The sequence below is a fragment of the Burkholderia sp. E168m23 genome, from assembly GCF_016586125.1.
Taxonomy (GTDB): Bacteria; Pseudomonadota; Gammaproteobacteria; order Burkholderiales; family Burkholderiaceae; genus Burkholderia; species Burkholderia orbicola.
Genome location: NZ_BCPP01000008.1, coordinates 1 through 22,545 on the forward strand (window position 1 = coordinate 1; position 22,545 = coordinate 22,545).

Annotated in this window: 19 protein-coding genes; 10 read left to right on the plus strand and 9 right to left on the minus strand. The window is 67.4% G+C overall.

The window, feature by feature from the left end:
• Positions 1 to 402, plus strand: a 402-nt coding sequence (locus tag JMF90_RS00885; RefSeq protein ID WP_201324929.1) for a nucleotidyltransferase domain-containing protein, incomplete at its 5' end; no start/stop codon positions are given.
• Positions 386 to 814, plus strand: a complete 429-nt coding sequence (locus JMF90_RS00890; protein WP_011545880.1) for a hypothetical protein — start codon at positions 386 to 388, stop codon at positions 812 to 814. The genes JMF90_RS00885 and JMF90_RS00890, both read left to right, overlap by 17 nt.
• A 35-nt stretch (positions 815 to 849) precedes the next feature.
• Here JMF90_RS00890 and JMF90_RS00895 read toward each other — a convergent pair whose 3' ends face one another.
• From JMF90_RS00895 to JMF90_RS00910, 4 genes are all read right to left on the minus strand, one after another.
• Complete coding sequence (locus JMF90_RS00895; RefSeq protein ID WP_011545881.1) at positions 850 to 1,326, minus strand: DNA-deoxyinosine glycosylase; 477 nt, start codon at positions 1,324 to 1,326, stop codon at positions 850 to 852.
• The gene (locus tag JMF90_RS00900) at positions 1,326 to 1,922 is read right to left on the minus strand and encodes a chorismate lyase (RefSeq protein ID WP_011545882.1); all 597 of its coding nucleotides are present in this window, start codon (positions 1,920 to 1,922) and stop codon (positions 1,326 to 1,328) included. Before JMF90_RS00900 ends, JMF90_RS00895 begins: the two co-directional genes overlap by 1 nt.
• 8 nt (positions 1,923 to 1,930) lie before the next feature.
• Positions 1,931 to 3,829, minus strand: a complete 1,899-nt coding sequence (gene htpG, locus JMF90_RS00905; RefSeq protein ID WP_011545883.1) for a molecular chaperone HtpG — start codon at positions 3,827 to 3,829, stop codon at positions 1,931 to 1,933.
• A gap of 214 nt (positions 3,830 to 4,043) precedes the next feature.
• Entirely contained in the window at positions 4,044 to 5,504 is a 1,461-nt protein-coding gene (locus JMF90_RS00910; protein WP_011545884.1) for a PLP-dependent aminotransferase family protein, read from the minus strand.
• A 232-nt stretch (positions 5,505 to 5,736) separates the two neighbouring features.
• On the opposite strand from JMF90_RS00910, the gene JMF90_RS00915 reads away from it, so the two are divergent.
• The 7 genes from JMF90_RS00915 to JMF90_RS00945 all read left to right on the plus strand — a co-directional run bounded on the left by JMF90_RS00915 (position 5,737) and on the right by JMF90_RS00945 (position 14,117).
• Positions 5,737 to 6,432, plus strand: coding sequence for a VOC family protein (locus tag JMF90_RS00915; RefSeq protein ID WP_011694343.1), 696 nt, complete (start codon positions 5,737 to 5,739; stop codon positions 6,430 to 6,432).
• 67 nt (positions 6,433 to 6,499) lie between these two features.
• Positions 6,500 to 7,408, plus strand: coding sequence for a DMT family transporter (locus JMF90_RS00920; RefSeq protein WP_006478176.1), 909 nt, complete (start codon positions 6,500 to 6,502; stop codon positions 7,406 to 7,408).
• Between the two features lie 166 nt (positions 7,409 to 7,574).
• Positions 7,575 to 8,756, plus strand: a complete 1,182-nt coding sequence (locus JMF90_RS00925; RefSeq protein WP_006478175.1) for a PLP-dependent aminotransferase family protein — start codon at positions 7,575 to 7,577, stop codon at positions 8,754 to 8,756.
• A 42-nt stretch (positions 8,757 to 8,798) separates the two neighbouring features.
• Positions 8,799 to 9,257, plus strand: coding sequence for a RidA family protein (locus tag JMF90_RS00930; protein WP_006478174.1), 459 nt, complete (start codon positions 8,799 to 8,801; stop codon positions 9,255 to 9,257).
• 13 nt (positions 9,258 to 9,270) lie between these two features.
• The gene (locus JMF90_RS00935) at positions 9,271 to 10,155 is read left to right on the plus strand and encodes a PhzF family phenazine biosynthesis protein (RefSeq protein ID WP_011545886.1); all 885 of its coding nucleotides are present in this window, start codon (positions 9,271 to 9,273) and stop codon (positions 10,153 to 10,155) included.
• A gap of 215 nt (positions 10,156 to 10,370) precedes the next feature.
• A complete protein-coding gene (locus JMF90_RS00940) occupies positions 10,371 to 12,710 on the plus strand; it encodes an EAL domain-containing protein (RefSeq protein ID WP_027813796.1) in 2,340 nt (779 codons plus the stop codon).
• A 201-nt stretch (positions 12,711 to 12,911) separates the two neighbouring features.
• Positions 12,912 to 14,117, plus strand: coding sequence for a chromate transporter (locus JMF90_RS00945; RefSeq protein WP_011694344.1), 1,206 nt, complete (start codon positions 12,912 to 12,914; stop codon positions 14,115 to 14,117).
• Positions 14,118 to 14,162: 45 nt separating this feature from the next.
• Here JMF90_RS00945 and JMF90_RS00950 read toward each other — a convergent pair whose 3' ends face one another.
• Positions 14,163 to 14,609: a multidrug/biocide efflux PACE transporter gene (locus JMF90_RS00950; protein ID WP_011694345.1), complete on the minus strand. Its 447-nt coding sequence runs from the start codon at positions 14,607 to 14,609 to the stop codon at positions 14,163 to 14,165.
• A 112-nt stretch (positions 14,610 to 14,721) separates the two neighbouring features.
• Between JMF90_RS00950 and JMF90_RS00955 the strand changes: the two genes are divergently transcribed.
• A complete protein-coding gene (locus tag JMF90_RS00955) occupies positions 14,722 to 15,606 on the plus strand; it encodes a LysR family transcriptional regulator (RefSeq protein ID WP_011545890.1) in 885 nt (294 codons plus the stop codon).
• 58 nt (positions 15,607 to 15,664) lie between these two features.
• On the opposite strand, the gene JMF90_RS00960 is transcribed toward JMF90_RS00955, so the two are convergent.
• The 4 genes from JMF90_RS00960 to JMF90_RS00975 all read right to left on the minus strand — a co-directional run.
• Positions 15,665 to 16,123, minus strand: coding sequence for a CopD family protein (locus JMF90_RS00960; protein WP_006487629.1), 459 nt, complete (start codon positions 16,121 to 16,123; stop codon positions 15,665 to 15,667).
• Between the two features lie 257 nt (positions 16,124 to 16,380).
• Entirely contained in the window at positions 16,381 to 18,702 is a 2,322-nt protein-coding gene (parC, locus tag JMF90_RS00965) for a DNA topoisomerase IV subunit A (RefSeq protein WP_011545891.1), read from the minus strand.
• 70 nt (positions 18,703 to 18,772) lie between these two features.
• Positions 18,773 to 20,755 carry a DNA topoisomerase IV subunit B gene (parE, locus tag JMF90_RS00970; RefSeq protein WP_006478167.1) on the minus strand — a complete coding sequence of 661 codons (1,983 nt, stop codon included), beginning with the start codon at positions 20,753 to 20,755 and terminating at the stop codon, positions 18,773 to 18,775.
• Between the two features lie 220 nt (positions 20,756 to 20,975).
• Positions 20,976 to 22,545 (minus strand): ATP-binding cassette domain-containing protein (locus JMF90_RS00975; protein ID WP_201324930.1); only part of this gene is annotated, 1,570 nt, incomplete at its 5' end.

A 22,545-nucleotide genomic window follows, 5' to 3' on the forward strand; every position in this document is an offset into this window, starting at 1 on the left:
CTCAAACAGGTGCGAGCGTTTGCCGGCAGTCCCATTTTCAGCGAGCTGCGTCTCATCGTCCTCAAAACCTTCGGGGTCGTCGAGGTGCTCCGCGAAGCACTGTCACCGCTGACCTCAGAGATACAGCTCGCCTTTGTATACGGTTCGGTTGCCCAAGGCAGCGACCACGCCGGTAGCGACGTCGATGTTATGTTGGTCAGTGAGACGCTCAGCTATGGACAAATCATGGCCGCACTCGAATCGGCTGAAAGACAGCTCGGCCGCTCGGTCCAGATCACACAATATACTCACGAGGAATTTCTCGAACGGAAACGCAAAAGTCATCCGTTCCTCGCGGAAGTGCTGCGCCAACCGAAGCTGATGATTATCGGAACCGAGGACGACATTGACCGCATTGGATAACCTCGTACGCATCGGAAAACTCAAACCCCTTCCGGCGAACCGCGGCGAATTCGAACATCTGCTCGACCTCGCTCGAACCTTGCTCGATACCGTCACAAGCAGTAACGGAATGGCGACGGAGAGCCAGTTCATCCTCGCCTACGATTCCGCTCACGCCGCGTCACGTGCTGCGTTACGGGCTCACGGATACCGGAGCGACGACCGATATCTGGTCTTTCAGTGTCTCGAACACACGATCGGCTGGCCGACCGAAAAATGGCGCGTGCTCGATACCTGCCATCGCAGGCGCAATGCGGCCGAATACGAGGGCAACATAGATCTTCCAGCGAGTCTGACCGCCGAGTTGGTTCGGCTCACTGCTGAACTCATTGAAACCGTATCTCTACTCGACCACCTGCTGCCGTCCACCTGATACTGCTTCGCGGGATACTCTGAATCCAACGAGTTTCAGGCGCGAATCCCGCGCCAAAGCACCAGTTTCTGCTCGAACGACAGCATCGCGTTCGCCGGGCTCGACGAAGGCAGCACGAGCGTCTCGTACCCAGCCTGGCCGATCACCTCGGCGAACCGCCCCGCCGTCTTGCCGTTGAAGCACACGCGCTTCAGCAACGGCGCATGCGCGCGCAGCGAATCGAAGTCGTTCGGCTTCGCGTTCCTGATCGCGGAATCAAGGCTGCCCTGACGATGGCACGCATCGAGCACGTCCCAGATGCCGATGCCGTGCGACAGCACGCGCTCGAGCCGCGCGTCGTACGGCAGCTCATGCAGCGACGGCTCGCCGAGCACCGCGCCGAGCAGCCGCCAGAACTGGTTGCGCGGATGCGCGTAGTACTGCGCGGCGTCGAGCGACGCCTCGCCCGGAAAGCTGCCGAGGATCATCGTGTGCGTATTCGGCGCGACGACCGGCGGAAAACCTTGCAGCATCACGCGCCTCCGTGCGACCCGACGGACCGCGGCCCGTCGCCGTGCGCATCGAGGTGGCGCCACAGCGCCGGCAGCATGCACTCGGTGACCATCAGCGGCTTGCCGTGACGCTGGAACACCGAGCGCCGCGCGACGAACGCATGCGGCGCCCGCGCGCCCAGCAATGCATGGCTCGCGAGCGCATACAGCGGATGGCCGGCGATCACGCGCCGGCTCACGAGCGCCGAGCGCTCGACCTGCGGATCGCTGTACAGCAGCTCCGCGAGCGGTCGCGTGCGCAGCCGCCGCATCGCCTGCCACACGCCCTTGCTGGCCGCGAGCGGCGCGATGCTGTGCGCGGCGACGTACGGCATGCCGTCGACCGACAGGATCACCTCGCGCACCCACATCGGCGCGCGCGGCGAACTGGCGAGCGCGTCCGGCTCGTCGAACCACGGGCGGTCGACGGCCTCGCGCGTCACCCGCACGTTCACGCGGCCGAGCCGCGCGAGGTGCGCGGTCAGCGATCCGCCGCGCGTCAGCCAGTCGCGCTGGTCGAGCGTGCAGCCAGGCCGCGGCGTCTCGCGCCAGCCGGCCTGCGCGCCGTCGAATCGCATGCGCGCGTTCACGCGGCGCGCGACAGCAGCAGCGCGTTGGTCCGCTTCACGAAGCTCGCCGGATCGTCGAGCATGCCGCCTTCGGCCAGCAGCGCCTGATCGAACAGCAGATGGCACCAGTCGCCGAAATCGGCGCTGTCGGCGTTCAGCTGCTTCACGAGCGCGTGCTCGGGATTGATCTCGAGGATCGGCTGCATCGCCGGCGCGTTCTGGCCGGCTGCCTTCAGCATCCGCTGCAGGTAGCCGCTCATGTCGTTGTCGTCCGCGACGAGGCACGACGGCGAATCGGTCAGGCGGAACGTGACGCGCACTTCCTTCACCTTGTCGCCGAGCGCTTCCTTCATCTTCTCGACGACCGGCTTGATCGCCTCGCCGGCCTGCTCCTGCGCCTTCTTCTCCTCGTCGTTCAGCTCGCCGAGATCGAGGTCGCCGCGGGCCACGCTCGCGAGCGGCTTGCCGTCGAATTCATGCAGGAACGACAGCATCCATTCGTCGACGCGGTCGGTCAGCAGCAGCACCTCGACACCCTTCTTGCGGAACACTTCCAGATGCGGGCTGTTCTTCGCGGCCTGCCACGTATCGGCGGTCACGTAGTAGATCTTGCTCTGCTCGGGCTTCATGCGCGACACGTAGTCGGCGAGCGACACGTCCTGCGCGTCGGTGTCGCCATGCGTCGACGCGAAGCGCAGCAGCTTCGCGATGCGCTCACGGTTCGCGTGATCCTCGCCGAGGCCCTCCTTCAGCACCTGGCCGAACGCGCCCCAGAACGTCTTGTACTTCTCCTTGCCGGCATCGTCTTCCGCGTTCGCGAGTTCCTCGAGCATCGACAGCGCGCGCTTGGTCACGCCTTCGCGGATCGCCTTCACGTCGCGGCTTTCCTGCAGGATTTCACGCGACACGTTCAGCGGCAGGTCGGCCGAATCGACCACACCCTTCACGAAGCGCAGGTATTGCGGCAGCAGCTGCTCGGCGTCGTCCATGATGAACACGCGCTTCACGTACAGCTTCAGGCCGCCGCGATAGTCGCGGTTCCACAGGTCGAACGGCGCGTGCGCGGGCACGAACAGCAGCTGCGTGTATTCGCTGCGGCCCTCGACGCGGTTGTGCGTCCACGTGAGCGGGTCCTGGTGATCGTGCGCGATGTGCTGGTAGAACTGCGTGTACTGCTCGTCGGTGACGTCGCTCTTCGAACGCGTCCACAGCGCGCTCGCCTGGTTGACGGTTTCGTCCTCGTCCTTCAGGACCATCTCGCCCTTTTCCTGATCCCACTCTTCCTTGCGCATCAGGATCGGCAGCGCGATGTGGTCGGAGTACTTCTGGATGATCGACTTCAGGCGGTGCGACGACAGCAGGTCGTCCTCGCCTTCGCGCAGGTGCAGCGTGATCGTCGTGCCGCGTTGCGCGCGCTCGATCGCGTCGATCGTGAAATCGCCCTCGCCCGCGCTTTCCCAGCGCACGGCTTCGTTCGCCGGCAGGCCCGCGCGACGCGTTTCGACGGTGATCTTGTCGGCAACGATGAAGCCCGAGTAGAAGCCCACGCCGAACTGGCCGATCAGCGCCGCGTCCTTCTGCTGGTCGCCCGACAGCTTCGTGAAGAATTCCTTGGTGCCCGAACGCGCGATCGTGCCGAGGTTCGCGATCGCCTCGTCGCGGCTCATGCCGATGCCGTTGTCGTCGATGGTGATCGTGCGCGCGGCCTTGTCGTAGCCGATACGGATACGCAGGTTCGGATCGTTCTCGTACAGCGCGTTGTCCGCGAGCCCTTCGAAACGCAGCTTGTCGGCCGCGTCGGACGCATTCGACACCAGTTCGCGCAGGAAGATTTCCTTGTTGCTGTAGAGCGAATGGATCATCAGGTGGAGGAGTTGCTTGACCTCTGCCTGAAAGCTCATCGTTTCGTGTGCCATGGATGCTGTTTCCTCTTACTTGAACTGAAAAGGGGTGACGCCGGCGCCCGGCGCGCGATGCCGGCGGACCCGTGAAGGACGCCCGGTTGGGACAACCGGGTTGGGGCGGCCCGTTCGGGACGGCCCCCTCTGGGACGACCGCCTGGCGCCGGCGGTTTGCGCGCGTATCTGGGGACGGCACGCGCCATTTCAAGAGCCGGCCTGCCGCGCCGCGTCACGACGCGCGCCGCACCGCCGAGTCGATATAGCCCGCCAGCAGCCCCGGCAGCGCCGGATCGCCGCAGTTCGCGACGTTGAAGCGCATCCACGTGGACGGCGACTGCTGCGGCGAGAACAGGCTGCCGGGCGTCAGCAGGAAGCCGGCTTCGTGCGCGACCGCCGCGAGCGCGTCCGAATCGACGCCCGTGTCGGCCCACAGGAACATCCCGGCCGCCGGCATCGTGAAGAGGCCGAGCCCCGTGCGCTCGAGCATCCGCGCGGTCTTGTCGCGCACGCCGTCGAGCCGCGCGCGCAGCCGCTCGACGTGGCGCCGGTAATGCCCTTCGGTCAGGATCTTGTACAGCACGCGCTCGTTGAGCTCGGGCGTGGTCATCCCGACCAGCATCTTCTGGTCGGTGACCGCCTTCGCGATCTCCGGCGCGCAAGCCACGTAGCCCACCCGCAGGTTCGCCGCGAGCGTCTTCGAATAGCTGCCGAGATAGATCACGCGCTTCAACTGGTCGAGGCTCGCGAGGCGCGTGGCCGGATAGCTGGGCGGGCACAGGTCGCCGTACACGTCGTCCTCGACGACGAGGAAGTCGTAGGCCTCCGCGAGCTTCAGGATCCGGAACGCCTGCGCGGCCGACAGCGACGTGCCGGTCGGGTTCTGCAGCACCGAGTTGATCACGAGCATCTTCGGCCGCCACATCTGCACCAGGGTTTCGAGCGCGTCGAGGTCGGGGCCGTCGGGCGTATACGGCATCCCGACGAGCTGCGCGCCCTGCGCCGCGAAACGGCCGAACATCTGGAACCACGCCGGATCGCCGACGATCACCGCATCGCCCGGGCGCATGTAGATCCGCGAGATCAGGTCGATCGCCTGCGTGATGCCCGACACCAGCACGATCTGTTCGGGCTTCGCGCCGATCTCGACTTCGGCGAGGCGCGTCTGCAGTTGCTGGCGCAGCGGCAGGAAACCCTGCGCGGTGCCGAAGCCGAGCATCTGCGCGCCCGACTGGCGCCCGAGCGCGCGCAGCGCGCCGGTGATCAGCTCGCCGTCGAGCCAGCGGCCCGGCAGGTAGCCGAGGCCCGGGCCCTTCTCCGGGCTGACCGTGTGCAGCATGTTGCGCAGCAGCCAGACGACGTCGATCGTGTTGTGCACGGGCGCGGCCTCGGCCACGCGCGCGACGCCATCGGCCGGCTGCGGGCCGGCGCCGGTGCGCTCGCGCACGTAGAAGCCGGAGCCGCGCCGCGAGTCGAGGTAGCCCTGCGCGACAAGACGCTCGTAGGCCTCGACGACGGTGAAGCGCGACACGCTCTTGTCGAGCGCGAGCTTGCGGATCGACGGCATGCGCATGCCGGGACGGAACACGCGTTCGTCGATGCGCCGCCGCGCCCACTGGACCAGCTGGTCGACGAGCGTGAGCGTGGCCGTGTCGTGCGGCGCGGGAATCTGGGCGAGGGGGACGGTGGACATGGGCGGCAGGCTCTCCAACTGTACCGAAGGCTATCGCGCCGATTGTACCGTTACTGTGCCGGTAGCGACGATTACAGTTGACCGGAATGGCGATCGTGCGGCCGCCGTTCCGGCCCGCCGCACGTGGCGCAGCGCACGCCGAGGCGCCTCGCGAGCGGTGCGCCGGCCGGTGCGCCCCCCGCCCGGCACGCCGTCCGCCTACCCTGACACTTTCGCTTCCCGACCGACCCTCATGCCAGCCCGCTCCCTGACACTCGACCATCTCGTGATTGCCGCGCGCACCCTCGACGAAGGCGTGCGCCATGTCGCCGACGCACTCGGCATCGAACCGGCCGGCGGCGGCCGCCATCCGCTGATGCGGACCCACAATGCGCTGTTCGGCGCGTGGAGCGGGCTCTATCTCGAAGTGATCGCGATCGACCCCGACGCGCCCGCGCCGGAAGACGGTGCAAAACCGCCTCGTGCGCGGCTGTTCGGGCTCGACGATCCGGCGATCCAGGCGCGGCTCGCGCAGCAGGGCCCGTTTCTCGCACACTGGGTCGCGCGCGTCGACCGCCCGCGCCAGCTTGCGCTGTGGCAGCGCCAGTATCCGGCCCGCATCGCGCCCGTCGTCGCGATGCGGCGCGGCGATCTGAGCTGGGGCCTCACGGTGCCCGACGACGGCAGCTTCCCCGCGTGGCAGGACGCAGGCGACGGCCTCGTGCCGTCGCTGATCCAGTGGGACAGCCCGCGCCATCCGGCCGAATCGCTGCCGGCCGACGGCATCGCGCTGAAAGCGCTCAAGGGCGCCCATCCGCACGCGGATACGATCCGCGCGCAACTCGACTGGCTCGGCGCCGCCCACCTGCTCGACGTCGAAGCCACCGACGGTCCGCCGGCGCTGGTCGCCGAATTCGATACGCCGCAAGGCCCACGCACGTTGCGCTGACGCCGCACGCGCGGCCGCCCTGCTCGTCACACCATACGCACCTCGCCAATACGGAGACACCCACGACATGAATTCGCGCGAAACCCGGGGCATGCTGCTCGGCCTCATCGGCGTGATGATCTTCAGCCTGACGCTGCCGATGACGCGGATCGTCGTATCCGAACTCAACCCGCTGCTCAACGGGCTCGGCCGCGCGCTCGCCGCCGCCGTGCCGGCCGGCCTGCTGCTGTGGTGGCGCCGCGAGCGGCTGCCGACCCGCGCGCAACTGAAAAGCCTCGCGATCACGTCGGCCGGCGTGATCATCGCGTACCCGGTGTTCTCGGCGTGGGCGATGAAATCGGTGCCGGCCTCGCACGGCGCGGTGGTCAACGGACTGCAACCGCTGTTCGTCGCGCTGTATGCGGCATGGCTGTCGCACGAACGGCCGTCGAAGGCGTTCTGGGCCAGTGCGGTGGCCGGCAGCGCGCTCGTGATCGCGTTCGCGCTGCGTGACGGCGGAGGCACCGTGCAGGCCGGCGACGCGCTGATGCTCGTCGCGGTCGGCATCGGCGCGTTGGGCTATGCGGAAGGCGCGCGCCTCGCGCGCCAGATCGGCGGCTGGCAGGTGATCTGCTGGGCGCTCGTCGTGTCGGCGCCGTTCCTCGTGCTGCCGGTCGGCTGGCTCGCATGGATGCAGCACGCCGCGCATCCGGGGCCGCTCGCGCCACGCACCTGGCTCGCGTTCGGCTACGTGACCCTCTTTTCGCAATTCATCGGCTTTTTTGCATGGTATGCGGGGCTCGCGATGGGCGGCACCGCGCGCGTCGGCCAGGTGCAACTGCTGCAGATTTTCTTCACGATCGCCTTTTCCGCGCTGCTGTTCGGCGAAACGGTCACGCCGTCGACGTGGCTGTTCGCCGCCGCCGTGATCGCGACCGTGGTGCTCGGGCGCCGCTCGGCGGTCGCCACGGCGCCGCGCGCCGCTCGCGCCGGCTGATGAGGTGCGCCATAATGGACGTTTTGCCTGATCGGTTTCGCCTGACTGGCCGTGCCCACCCAGCCGCGAAGGCGCCATCGTGCTCGCGCTCGCCCACCCGGCGGCGTCGAAGCGATCCGCCTGATCGACCTTTCTTGACTGACCACGATATCCGAACGAGGAGACTATGAATCCGAGCGACCTGCATCCGCCGCACTGGCAGCTTTCCGAACGCGCCCGCAAGCTGACGAGCTCGGCGATCCGCGAGATCCTGAAGGTCACGGAACGCCCCGAGGTCATCTCGTTCGCCGGCGGCCTGCCCGCCCCCGCGACGTTCCCGGCCGAACGCATGCGCGCCGCCGCCGACCGCGTGCTGCGCGATGCGCCGGCCGCCGCACTCCAGTACAGCGCGACCGAAGGCTACCTGCCGCTGCGCGAGTGGATCGCCGAGCGCTACAGCGTGCGCGTGTCGCAGGTGCTGATCACGACCGGCTCGCAGCAGGCGCTCGACCTGCTCGGCAAGGCGCTGATCGACCCGAACAGCCCGATCCTCGTCGAAACCCCGACCTACCTCGGCGCGCTGCAATCGTTCTCGCTGTACGAGCCGCGCTACGTGCAGGTGCCGACCGACGAGCAGGGCCTGCTGCCGGAAGGCCTCACGCCCGAACTCACGCAAGGCGCGCGGCTGCTGTACGCGCAGCCGAACTTCCAGAACCCGACCGGCCGCCGCCTGCCCGTCGAGCGCCGCCGTGCGCTCGCCGCGTTCGCGCAGACGAGCCCGTTCCCGGTGCTGGAGGACGATCCGTACGGCGCGCTGAACTACCAGGGCGAGCCGCTGCCGACGATGCTGTCGATGGCGCCCGACCACGTCGTGCATCTCGGCACGTTCTCGAAGGTGCTCGCGCCGGGCCTGCGGATCGGCTACATCATCGCGCCCGAGGAACTCCACTTCAAGCTCGTGCAGGCCAAGCAGGCCACCGACCTGCACACGCCGACGCTCACGCAGCGCATCGCGCACGAAGTGATCAAGGACGGCTTCCTCGACGAGCACATCCCGACGATCCGCGAGCTGTACAGCGCGCAGTGCGACGCGATGCTCGGCGCGCTCACGCGCCACATGCCGGCAGGCGTCACGTGGAACCGCCCGGAAGGCGGGATGTTCATCTGGGTGAACCTGCCCGCGCAGATCGACAGCATGAAGCTGCTCGCCGCGGCCGTCGACAACCACGTCGCCTTCGTGCCGGGCGCGCCGTTCTTCGCGGAAAACGCGCAGCAGAACACGCTGCGCCTGTCGTTCGTGACGGTGCCGCCCGAGAAGATCGAGGAAGGCGTCGCGCGCCTCGGCAAGCTGCTGCGCGAGCGCCTCTGATCCCCTTTTTCCTGTCACGACTCTCTACGAGGAATCGAACACATGGCTAACGTCTACGACAAACTGAAGTCGCTCGGCATCGAGCTCCCGACCGCCGGCGCCCCGGCTGCCGCCTACGTGATGAGCGCGCAAAGCGGCAACACGGTCTACCTGTCGGGCCACATCGCGAAGAAGGACGGCAAGGTCTGGGCCGGCAAGCTCGGCGCGGATCTGCAAACGGAAGACGGCAAGGCCGCCGCCCGCTCGATCGCGATCGACCTGCTCGCGACGCTGCACGCGCACACCGGCGACCTGAACAAGGTCACGCGCATCGTCAAGCTGATGAGCCTCGTCAACTCGACGCTCGACTTCACCGAACAGCACGTCGTGACGAACGGCGCGTCGGAGCTGATCGCCGAAGTGTTCGGCGACGCGGGCAAGCATGCGCGCTCGGCATTCGGCGTCGCGCAGATCCCGCTCGGCGCGTGCGTCGAGATCGAACTGATCGCCGAAGTCGCGTAACGGGCGCAGCGCGATGCACGGTCGTCTCGTTCGCTTCAAGCAGGTCGACGTGTTCACGTCGGTGCCGTTCAAGGGCAATCCGCTTGCCGTGGTGTTCGACGCCGATTCGCTCGGCGACGACGCCATGCTCGAGATCGCCCGCTGGACGAACCTGTCGGAAACGACGTTCCTCTGCACGCCGACCGATCCGGAAGCCGACTATCGCGTGCGGATCTTCACGACCGGCGGCGAACTGCCGTTCGCCGGCCACCCGACGCTCGGCACCGCGCATGCGTTCCTGGAAAGCGGCGCGCGGCCGCGCACGCCGGGCCGGCTGATCCAGCAGTGCGGGGTCGGCCGGGTTGCGCTGCGCGAGCAGGGCGGCCGCTGGGCGTTCGCCGCGCCGCCGGCACGCGTCACGCCGCTCGACCGTTCGGACTACGCGGTACTGGCCGCCGCGCTGCGCAGCGACGCGCTCGACCTGGACGCCGAGCCGTGCGCGGTGGACAACGGCGCACCGTGGCTGGTCGTGCGGCTGAAGTCGGCCGATGCGTGCATCGGCCTGTCGCCCGATCCTGCCGCGCTGGCGGCGCTGACCCACCGCTACGGCGTGGACGGCCTCGCCGCCTACGCGCCGCACGCCGAAGGCGGCCCCGCGACGTTCGAGATCCGCTGCCTGATGACCGGCGGCCAGTTCGGCACGCCCGGCGAGGACCCCGTCACCGGCAGCGCGAACGCCGCGCTCGCGGGGCTGCTGACGCGCCAGGAACGCCGCCCCGGCCAATCGTATACAGCCCGCCAGGGCACGGCGATCGGCCGCGACGGCCGCATCTTCGTCAGCTACGACGACGACGGCACGACCTGGATCGGCGGCCACGTCGTCACGGTCGTCGACGGCACGTTCCGGTCACCCGACTGACATTTCGCGATGTGGATGGCGCCGGCTCGTCCGGCGCCCTACGCTTTGCCCAACTATCGCAAAAACGTTCCAGCCAGTAATATCGGGCCTAATCCGTTGTTTCGGAGGTCTGTCCATGGTTGCGCGTCCCGCGAACGAACAGACGTCGGGACAATCCGAACCATAGCCGGCCATCCAGACGGATGGCGCACGCGAGCAGGACGCCGCCCTCTTCGATGAGCTCTGCCCGGTCCAACCACACGCCGCCGAACCGGCCGCTGCGCGCGCCGCGCAAGTCGCGCCGGCGTGCGCTGTTCGCCATCCCGCTGCTCGGGATGCTGGCGCTCGCGCTGCTGTGGGCCGTGATCATCGCGCGTCTGTCCGTCGAAAAGGACAGTGCGTACAAGGAAGCGGCGGCCTCCGCGGCGATCCTGTCGTCCGCGCTCGAGCAGCATACGGTCAAGGCGATCCACCAAGTCGACCAGATCACCCGCTTCGTCAAGTTCGAATTCGAGAAATCGCCGGCGCGCTTCAATCTCGCGAGCGCCGTCGAGAAAGGCGTCGTGCCGAGCGACACGCTGATCCAGGTATCGCTCGTCAACGCGAAGGGCATCCTGTTCGCGAACACCGCCGAACTCCATCCGCAGCCGATCAACCTGTCCGACCGCGAGCACTTCAAGGTCCACCTCGCGCACAACGACGACCGCCTCTTCATCAGCAAGCCCGTGCTCGGCCGCGTGTCGAGCCACTGGACGCTGCAGATGACGCGGCGCCTGAACAACCCGGACGGCAGCTTCGCGGGCATCGTCGTGGTGTCGGAAGACCCGAGCTACTTCACGAACGATTTCTACAACAACGCGGCCATCGGCAAGGAAGGCGTGATCGCGGTCGTGTCCGATACGGGCGCAGTGCTCGCGCGGCGCACAGGCTCGGTGAGCAACGCGCCGGGCGCGTTTTCGGCGTCGGGCGTCTACCCGATCGCCGAGCGCGTGACGGGCACGATCATCGATCCGATCGACGGCGTGACGCGCATCGTGTCGTACCGCCACCTCGACGGCTACCCGCTCGCGGTGATGGTCGGCCTGTCGCAGACGGAAGAGTTCGCGGACTACACCCACACGCGCAACGTCTACCTGCTGATGACGAGCTTCATCACGCTCGCGATGCTCGCGTTTTTCGGCGTCGCGACGGGCCTGATCGGCAAGCTGCTCGGCCGCGAGCGCGAAATGACGCAGCTCGCCGAATACGACCTGCTCACCGGCCTCGCGAACCGCTATGCGACGCTGCGCGGGCTGCGCAACGACGTGTCGATGCCCGCGAGCCTGTCGCGGCTCGGCCTGCTGTTCATCGATCTCGACAACTTCAAGACCGTCAACGACACGCTCGGCCACAACGCCGGCGACATCGTGCTGCAGATGACCGCGTCGCGCCTGGCCGATGCGGTCGGCGACGAAGGTTCGCTCGCGCGCATCGGCGGCGACGAGTTCGTCGTCGTGATGAAGGGCGACGACGTCGAGCGGCGCGCGGTGCGGCTCGCGGAAGCGATCATCCGGATGTTCGGCGAGCCGTTCGACGTGCGCGGCAGTTCGTTCGTGCTGCATGCGAGCATCGGCATCGCGCTGCACACCGTCGCGAACGAAAGCGAGATCGACCTGCTGAAAAAGGCCGACCTCGCGATGTACAGCGCGAAGGACGCCGGCAAGAACTGCTACCAGTTCTATGCGCCGCACCTGTCGCACCGGGCCGACCATCTGATGCGCTGGGAACAGCAATTGCGCGTCGCGCTCGCCGAGGGGCAGTTGTTCCTCGCGTACCAGCCGAAGATCGACCTCACGCATCGCACCATCACCGGCTTCGAGGCGCTCGCACGCTGGGATCACCCCGAGCACGGCGTCATCTCCGCGAACGAATTCATTTCGATCGCCGAATCGACCGGCCTGATCGTGCCGATCGGCGACTTCGTGATCCGCACCGCGTGCGAGCAGATCGCGCGCTGGCGCGACGAAGGCCACGACACGCTGACGCTCGCGGTCAACATCTCGCCCGTGCAGTTCTGGCGCGGCGACCTGATCGAGACGATCTCGCAGGCGCTGCAGGACACCGGCATCCCCGCGAACCGGCTCGAGATCGAGATCACCGAGACCGCGATGATGGAATATCCGGAACTCGTGTCCGAGAAGATCGTCGCGCTGAAAAAGCTCGGCATCCGGATCGCGCTCGACGATTTCGGCACCGGCTATTCATCGCTGTCGTACCTGCACCGCTTCTCCGTCGATACGCTGAAGGTCGACCGCTCGTTCGTGCAGGCGATTCCGAACGACCGCAGCGTGTGCGTGATGGTGTCGTCGATCGTGCATCTCGCGCGCTCGCTCGGGCTGACGGTCGTCGTCGAGGGCACCGAGACCGAGGAGCAGATCACGTGGCTGTCCGCGCTCGGCGAAATCGAGGCGCAGGGCTTCCTGTTCTCGCGCCCGGTGCCGGCCGATGCGATTCCCGCGCTGATCGCCCGCTTCGGCGTGCGCGGCGAGCATCCGAATGTCGTCGCGCATCGCGCGACCGGCAGCACGGGCGCCTGAGCGCCGCCCTGCTGCAGGCGCGCGCGTTGTGCGACGCCGCAATTATTTCGTTTTCCGATCCGATCGTTCAATTCATTAACTAGCGTTTTCGCGCATGGCAGTGTCATGATGCGCAGCGGACAATCGGGAGGGCCGACGTGTCGGCGGGCCGCCGGCACGGCCATACGCGAGAGATCTGGCCCTGCGCCAACCACACCAATCATGACAACCGTCGAAGTCGAAGCGACCGCGCGTGTCGAAGAGGCACCGGCATCCCTATGGGCCTTGTTCAAGGTCGTCGCCGGCATTTCGGCCGTTTCGTGGGGCGGACTTTCGATGATGGCGCAACTCGAACGCCATTACGTGGAGCGGCTGCGGCGCATCGAGCCGCACGTCTTCGGCGATCTCGTCGCGCTCGCATGGCTCGTCCCGGGCCCCGTCGGCTGCAACGTCGCCGTGCAGGTCGGCCAGACGCTGCATGGCCGTGCCGGCGCCTGGGTCGCCGGCATCGCGAGCGTGCTGCCGTTCTCGATCCTGATGACGCTGTTCGCGATCTTCTATCAGACGCCGCTCGTGCGCTCGCTTGCCGCGCCGATGCTGATCAATCACTTCGGCATGGTGCTCGCCGCGCTGATCGGCGTCACGTGGGTCAAGCAGGTGCGCTCGCTCGCGCGCACGCGGCTCGAACAGGCGATCGCCGCACTATCGACGATTCTGCTCGCTTTCGCGCATAGTCCGGCCGCTTTCGTCGGGATTCTGTTCGCCGCGTTTGCAGCGGGCTGGCTGACGGGGCCGCCGCAGCGCGACGCGGTCGATTTCACGCTGTCGAAGCGCGACCGCACCCTGCTCGTGCTGCTCGGCGTGCTCGTCGTGCTGTTCGCGGTGCCGCTGCCCGGCGATTACCAGGCGGAATTGCTATGGCCGCGCCTCGCGGGCGCCGGCATGACGCTGTTCGGCGGCGGCTTCTCCGCGCTGCCGGTGCTCAAGACGCTGTTCGTCTCGCCGGCGACCGGCATCTCCGATCACGACTTCACGCTGGCGTTCGCGCTGTCGCCGGTCGCGCCGGGGCCGTTGCTGAACGTCGTGCCGTTTCTCGGCTATCTGACCGACGGATGGGTCGGCGCGCTGCTCGCCACGGCCGCGCTGTTCATTCCGTCGGGATGCCTCGTCGTGTTTGCGCAGAACCATCTGCTCCGGCTCAAGCGCCATTCGCGCTTCGAGCACGGGATGCGCCTGCTGCGCGCGGCGACGACCGGCTTTCTCGTGGTCGCCGTCGTGAAAATCCTGCATCGCGAACCGGCCGACCCGGTTTACTGGCTGACGGGCGCGTTCGCCACGCTGTGCTTCACGCGCTTCAAGGTGCCCGTCTATGCCGTGTACGGCGCGGTCGCCGTGGTGTGCAGCGTGTGGCTGTGGGCCGCGCGCTGACGGGCGCCGGCCGTCGCCCTGTCCGGTCTGGTCCGCCTCACCCGCTCAACCTGCCTGCACCGTAACCCGGCGTGCCATCCAGCGGGCGCGCAGCGCGTCGTACGCGAGGTTGAAGCAGAACGTGTAAGGCAGGAAGAACAGCACGATACCGAGGTCGAGCAACAGCGCCTCGACGAGGCTCACGTTCAGCCACCACGCGGCAACCGGCACCACCATCGCGACGAGGCCAAGCTCGAACGTCACCGCGTGCGCGACCCGCATGCCGAGCGTGCGCGACAACCCGGCCCGGCGCTCGAAGCGGTCGAACAGCGTGTTGAACGTCATGTTCCACGCCATCGCGATCAGCGACACCATCACCGTCAGCACGCCGACGTGCGATACCGGCATGTCGAGCAGCCATGCGCCGATCGGCGCGCACAGCGCGATCGCCACCAGTTCGAACGTCAGCGCGTGCAGCAGCCGTTCCGTCACCGTTTTATTGATCTGTTTCATGATTCGCTCCAATGCGTTACCTGATCCATGTCGGCCATTTTGATCGGCACAACCGTATGAATCCAGTTTGATATCATCGGTTTTACCGATATAACGCTGCCAGGAGCCCTGCATGCACCACGCCCCGGAAGCCCTGCTCGCATTCGCCGAAGCGGCGCTGCTCGGCTCGTTTACGGCCGCCGCACGCAAGCTCGGCAAGCGCCAGTCGACGGTGTCGGAAGCGATCGCGAATCTCGAAATCGACCTCGGCGTGCAACTGTTCGATCGCTCGACGCGCGCGCCGACGCTCACCGACGCCGGCCGCGCGCTGCTGCCGCACGTGCAGCGCGCGCTCGAGGCCAGCGCGGCGATCGACCGCACGGCCGCCCGGCTCGCGCACGGAGAGGAAGCGCGGCTCACGCTCGTCGTCTCGGATACGTACCAGTCGAAGCGCTACGAAGAGACGTTGATGGCGCTCGAACGGCGTTTTCCGGCGCTCGAGCTCGAATGCCAGATCGCCGAGCACGACGACGTCCTCGACCTGATCCAGCAAGGCCGCGCGCAACTCGGGCTGATGGCCGCGCGCGCGGCCTATCCCGCCGATATCGGCGCGGCGACCGTAGCGGAGAAATCGGAGATCGGGCTGTTCGTCGGCCGCACGCACGCGCTCGCCGCATATGGCGACGCCGAGGTGCCGCACGCGGCGCTGCGCGACGTGCGCGAACTGCGCCTCAATACCTACGTGAAAACGGAAGGTCGCGGCACCGACGACCGGATCGTCGTCGGCACGCAGCACTGGCTCGCGCCGAGCTACCTGATGCTGCTGGAGATGGCGGTGCTGGGGTTCGGCTGGGCTGAACTGCCGCGCTGGATGGTCGAGCACTTCGCGCGCGACCGCCTGTGCGAGCTGCATGCGCGCGGCTGGCCGCGCCGCGTGCGGGTGGATGCTGTCTGGTCGCGCAACCGGCCGCTCGGGCCGGCCGGGTCATGGCTGCTCGATGCGATGCTGGCCGCGTAGCGGCGCGTGTGCCGTCGAGCCTGCCGGGGACGGAGGGCTGAGGGCTGGCGCCAGCCGGTCAGAAACCGCGCGACAGCACGGCCGCGCCGATCGTGACGACGCCGAGCACGAGGTTCACGACGACGAGCAGGCGCACCGCGTTCACCGCGCGCGCGCCATCCGGCCAGTTCTGCGCCTGCACCGCACGGCGAATGCGCGGAAACAGCGCGAAGCGGATGTGCCCGAAGATCAGCATCATCACGACGCCGAGCCCGGCCATCGCGTGCAGCGACCACGTCGCGTGCGCGCCGCCGAAGCTCGTCAACAGGAACCCGCCGGACAGCAGGATCACGATCACGGCCCCTGAAACCCAGTTGAAGAAGCGGCCGAACACGCCTTCGATCAGCGGCAGCCGCAACTGCGGCGACAGGTCGGACAGCGCGGGGCGCAGGCAGAAGTGCGCGAAGACCATCCCGCCCACCCACACGGCGACGGCCAGCAGGTGAAGAAACAGCGCGACGGCAACGGCGTGGGACATGGGGCGATCCTGTGATGAATGGGGTGCAGCGAACGGCCGCGTCGCACGCGGCATCAAGCGACGTTCGACTCGCCAGCCGCGCGGCGGTTCAGACCCTCAGCGCGATTTCACACTATTTTGCAAATTCCGCGTGACAGCGCCACGCTTGCTTACCCGAATCCTCGCCGGCAAGAAAAAGCCGCACGCCGCCGAAGCGGACGTTCGGCCGTCGATCGCGGCCGAACCGGACGATCCGGGCGGCCGCGCAGCGCGCGGCGTCAGCCGAGCAGCGGACGCAGTTCGTTGACGACCTTGAGCTTCGTGTCCGGCGCACGGCCCTTGCGGGCGCGCTTGCCGATATGCGGCGCGAGCCCGGCATACGACAGCGTGTCGTCCTGCGGCTTGCCGCCGCGGCCGGTGCCGATCAGCACGACGCCGGCCGGATCGATCGCCAGCGCCTGCACGAGCGTTTCCTTGTCGTCGAGCGCCATCAGGATCACGCCGCGCCCGCCGCCGGACAGCGTCTTCATCTCGTCCATCCCGAACACCAGCAAGCGCCCGCCGCTCGACAGGCACGCGACCTGCGTCGCGTTCGGCAGCACCGGCATCGGCGCGAGCGGCACCGCACCCGCATCGATCGTCATGAACGACTTGCCGGCCTTCAGGCGGCTCACCATGTCGCCGACCTTCGCGAGGAAGCCGAAGCCGTTGCTCGACGCGAGCAGCAGTTGCTGATCGGCCGGCGCCGCGTAGTAGTGCATCAGGTGCGAACCCGATTCGAGTTCGATCAGCGACGTGACCGGCACGCCGTCGCCGCGCCCGCCCGGCAGCACCGACACGTCGACCGAATACACGCGGCCGCTGCTGCCCCACGCGATCAGGCGATCCGGCGTGCGGCACTGGAACGCCGCGTACAGGTGGTCGCCCGCCTTGAACGTGAAGCCGGCCGGATCGAGCCCGTGGCCCTTCAGCGCACGCACCCAGCCCTTCTGCGACACGACCACCGTCACCGGCTCGTCGACCACCTTCGCCTCGAACGTCGCGCGCTTTTCCTGCTGGATCAGCGTGCGGCGATCGTCGCCGTACTGCTTCGCATCGGCCTCGATCTCCTTGATCATCAACCGCTTCATCGCGCTTTCGTTCGCGAGCAGTTCCTCGAGCTTTGCCTTCTCGTCGCGCAGCGCGTCGAGTTCCTTCTCGATCTTGATCTTCTCGAGCCGCGCGAGCTGGCGCAGGCGGATTTCGAGGATGTCCTCGGCCTGCCGCTCGCTGAGGCCGAACGCGCTCATCAGCGCGGCCTTCGGCTCGTCCGACTCGCGGATGATGCGGATCACCTCGTCGATGTTCAGGAAGACGATCATCCGCCCTTCGAGGATGTGGATGCGGTCGTCGACCTTCGCGAGACGATGGCGGCACCGGCGCGTCATCGTCAGTTGGCGGAACTTCACCCATTCGTCGAGGATCGTCAGCAGGCCCTTCTGGCCCGGCCGACCGTCTGCGCCGATCATCACGAGGTTCAGCGTCGCGTTCGATTCGAGGCTCGTGTACGCGAGCAGCGTGTTCACGAATTCCGTCTGGTCGATCGTGCGCGACTTCGGCTCGAACACGAGCCGCACCGCGGCTTCCTTGCCCGACTCGTCGCGCACCGCGTCGAGCAGGTCGAGCATCGCCTTCTTCGTGTTGAGCTGCTCGGGCGTCAGCGTCTTCTTGCCGAGCTTGAGCTTCGGGTTGGTCAGTTCCTCGATTTCCTCGAGCACCTTCTGGCCCGACGTGCTCGGCGGCAGCTCGGTGACGACGAGCTGCCACTGGCCGCGCGCGAGATCCTCGATCTTCCACTTCGCGCGCACCTTCAGGCTGCCGCGGCCCGTTTCGTACGCCGCCGCGATTTCGGTGTCGCTCGAGATGATCTGGCCGCCGCCGGGGAAATCCGGGCCGGGAATCAGGTTCATCAGCTCCGCGTGCGTGAGCTTCGGATTGCGGATCAATGCGACCGCCGCCGCCGCGACTTCGCGCAGGTTGTGCGACGGGATTTCGGTGGCGAGGCCGACCGCGATGCCCGACGCGCCGTTCAGCAGCACGAACGGCATGCGGCTCGGCAGCGTCTTCGGCTCCTCGAACGAGCCGTCGTAGTTCGGCATGAAGTCGACCGTGCCCTGGTCGATCTCGTCGAGCAGCAGCTTCGCGATCGGCGTGAGGCGCGCTTCCGTGTAACGCATCGCCGCCGCGCCGTCGCCGTCGCGCGAGCCGAAGTTGCCCTGCCCGTCGATCAGCGGGTAGCGCAGCGAGAAATCCTGCGCGAGCCGCACGAGCGCGTCGTATGCCGACTGGTCGCCGTGCGGGTGGTATTTACCGAGCACGTCGCCGACCACGCGTGCCGACTTCACCGGCTTCGCGTCGGGCCCGAGGCCCATTTCGTTCATCGCGAACAGGATCCGGCGCTGCACCGGCTTCTGGCCGTCGCACACGTCGGGCAGCGCGCGGCTCTTCACGACGCTGACCGCGTAGCTGAGATACGCCTGCTCCGCGTAGTTGCCGAGCGTCAGCGCGTCGCTCTCGGGCGCGTCGGGGCTGGCAAAGAGATCGGAAGTATTGTCGTCCATCTGAATTCCGTATTCGTAAGTGGCGTGAGGCCGGGCCGGGCGTCATGCCCGGCCGCGCGGAACGCTCCGCTTAAATGTCCGCTTCGACGTCGTTGCCCTTTTCCTCGAGCCAGCCGCGCCGCGCGGCTGCCTCGCCCTTGCCCATCAGCATCGTCATCCGCGCGACGGTCGCCTCGTAGTCGAGCTCGCCGAGCTTCACCGGCATCAGGCGGCGCGTGTCGGGATTCATCGTCGTGTCCCACAGCTGCTCGGCGCTCATTTCACCGAGGCCCTTGAAGCGGCTGATGCTCCACTGCGTGTCGCGCACGCCGTCCTTGCGCAGCTTGTCGAGGATCGCCTCGAGCTCGCCGTCGTCAAGCGCATAGAGCTTCTGCGCGGGCTTCTTGCCGCGCGCGGGCGCGTCGACGCGGAACAGCGGCGGACGCGCGACGTACACGTGGCCGCGCTCGATCAGTTGCGGGAAATGCTTGAAGAACAGCGTGAGCAGCAGCACCTGGATGTGCGAGCCGTCGACGTCCGCGTCCGACAGGATGCAGATCTTGCCGTAGCGCAGGTTCGACAGGTCGACGGTGTCGTCGGGGCTGTGCGGATCGACGCCGATCGCGACCGAGATGTCGTGCACCTCGTTGTTCGCGAACAGGCGGTCGCGCTCGGTTTCCCACGTATTCAGCACCTTGCCGCGCAGCGGCAGGATCGCCTGGTATTCCTTGTCGCGGCCCATCTTCGCGGAGCCGCCCGCCGAGTCGCCCTCGACCAGGAACAGTTCGTTGCGCGCGATATCTTCCGTCTCGCAATCGGTCAGCTTGCCGGGCAGCACCGCGACGCCCGAGCTCTTGCGCTTCTCGACCTTCTGGCCGGCGCGCGTGCGCGCCTGCGCCTGCTTGATCACGAGTTCGGCGAGCTTCTTGCCGTGCTCGACGTGCTGGTTCAGCCACAACTCGAGCGCCGGACGCGAGAACGACGATACGAGCTTCACCGCGTCGCGGCTGTTCAGCCGCTCCTTGATCTGCCCCTGGAACTGCGGATCGAGCACCTTCGCGGACAGCACGAACGACACGCGCGCGAACACGTCTTCCGCGAGCAGCTTCACGCCCTTTGGCTGCAGGTTGTGCAACTCGACGAAGCTCTTCACGGCCTGGTAGAGGCCGTCGCGCAGGCCCGACTCGTGGGTGCCGCCGGCCGGCGTCGGGATCAGGTTCACGTACGACTCGCGCACGAGCGAGCCTTCCTCGCTCCATGCGACGACCCACGACGCGCCCTCGCCCTCTGCAAAGGTTTCGTCGGTCGAACGTGAATCGGCGAAACGCTCGCCTTCGAACAGCGGGATCAGCAGTTCGCTGCCGTTCATTTCGTCGAGCAGGTAGCCGCGCAGGCCGTCTTCATACTTCCACGTCTGGCGCTCGCCGGTCTTCTCGTTGACGAGCACGACCTCGACGCCCGGCAGCAGCACGGCCTTCGAGCGCAGCAGGCGCTGCAGCTCGCCGAGCGGCAGGTTCGGCGAATCGAAGTACTTCGGATTCGGCCACACCTGCACGCGCGTGCCGGATTTCTTCTCGCCGCGGCCCGCGCCTTGCGTGGACAGCGGCTTCACGACGTCGCCGTCGGCGAAGCCGAGTTCGGCGATCTTGCCATCGCGCCACACCGTCACGTCGAGACGCGTCGCGAGTGCGTTCGTGACCGACACGCCGACCCCGTGCAGGCCGCCCGAGAACGTATAGGCGCCACCGGCGGCCTTGTCGAACTTGCCGCCCGCATGCAGGCGCGTGAACACGATCTCGACGACCGGCACGCCTTCTTCGGGGTGCATGCCGAACGGGATGCCGCGGCCGTCGTCTTCGACCGAGACCGACTGGTCGGCGTGCAGCGTGACGGTGATCTGCTTGCCGTAGCCGCCGAGCGCCTCGTCGGACGCGTTGTCGATGACTTCCTGGATGATGTGCAGCGGATTCTCGGTACGGGTGTACATGCCGGGACGCTGCTTGACCGGCTCGAGACCCTTGAGCACCTTGATCGATGCTTCGCTATAGGCCGCGCTGGGTTTCTTCGTTGACATAGGCGCTGAATTTCGTCATTCATCGGGACGTTGTCCACACCTCGTGTGGATAACGTCGTGGACAAAACGTTGAGTTCCGTAAAAAAGCGAATCGAAACAACGGTGTGCTTGGACTGCTCCGAAAGCGGGCGCGCGGCGTGTGCGGCGCGGCCCTGGACGCGCGGTATTTTACTGGTTCCGCGTGGCGCGCCAATCGCGGGATCGGCGCGCACCGCGCGCGTCACACCGGCTTGCGCTTCGCCTCGAGCGTTTCCCACCGTTCGAGCGCGGCGAGCAATTCGTCGTCGATCGCCGCGAACCGCTCGGTCAGGCGCGTGCCTTCCTGCGGGTCCTTCGCGAAAATCGCGCCGTCCTCGAGCTGTGCGTTGATCGTCTTCTGCTCCGCTTCGAGCGCGGCGATCTTCTCAGGCAGCGAATCGAGCTCGCGCTGCTCGTTGAACGACAGCTTCACCGTGCGCTGCGCGTTGCGGCCGGCCGCGCTCTTCGCCGGCTCGTCCTTCGCGGGCGCCGCTTCCTTGACCGCGCGCTTCGCCGCTTCCTGCTGCGCGAGCTGCTCCGAGCGCTCGCTCTGGATCTGCCAGTCGGTGAAGCCGCCGACATATTCGCGCCACTTGCCGTCGCCCTCCGCCGCGATCACCGACGTCACGACGTTGTCGAGGAACGCGCGATCGTGGCTGACCAAGAGCACCGTGCCGTCGTAGTCGGCCAGCAGCTCTTCGAGCAGTTCGAGCGTCGGAATGTCGAGGTCGTTGGTCGGTTCGTCGAGCACCAGCACGTTGGCCGGGCGCGCGAACAGGCGCGCGAGCAGCAGCCGGTTGCGCTCGCCACCCGACAGCGACTTCACCGGCGAACGCGCGCGCTCCGGCGCGAACAGGAAATCGCCGAGGTAGCTCATCACGTGCTTGCGCACGCCGCCGATCTCGACCCATTCGCTCCCCGGGCTGATCGTATCCGCGAGGCTCTTCTCCTGGTCGAGCTGCGCGCGCATCTGGTCGAAATACGCGACCTGCAGGTTCGTGCCGGTGCGCACCGTGCCTTCGTCGGGCTTGAGGTCGCCGAGGATCAGCTTCAGTAACGTCGTCTTCCCGGCGCCGTTCGGGCCGACGAAGCCGATCTTGTCGCCGCGCATGACCGTCGTCGAGAAGCGGTCGACCACCGTGCGGCCGCCGTAGCGCTTCGTCACGTCGGTCAGCTCCGCGACGATCTTGCCGGACTTCTCGCCCTGTGCGACATCGAGCTTCACGTTGCCCTGCGCATTGCGGCGCTCCGCGCGCTCGTTGCGCATCTGCACGAGTCGCGCGATGCGGCCGACGCTGCGCGTGCGGCGCGCTTCGACGCCCTTGCGGATCCACACTTCTTCCTGCGCGAGCAGCTTGTCGAACTTTTCATTCTCCACCCGCTCGACTTCGAGCTGCTGCGCCTTGCGCGTCTGGTACGCGGAGAAATTGCCCGGATACGACAGCAGCCGACCGCGATCGAGCTCGACGATGCGCGTCGCGACGCGGTCGAGGAACGCGCGATCGTGGGTGATGAACAGCAGGCCCGCGCGCTGCGCGACGAGCAGCTCTTCCAGCCAGCGAATGCCGTCGAAGTCGAGGTGGTTAGTCGGTTCGTCGAGCAGCAGCACGTCGGGCTGCAGCACCAGCGCGCGCGCCAGCGCGACGCGCTTCTGCATCCCGCCCGACAGCGCGTCGACGCTTGCGTCGACGTCCTGCAGGCCGATCTGCGCCAGCGTCATCGACACGCGCGTGCGCCAGTTCCACGCGTCGTGCGCGTCCAGCGACGACTGC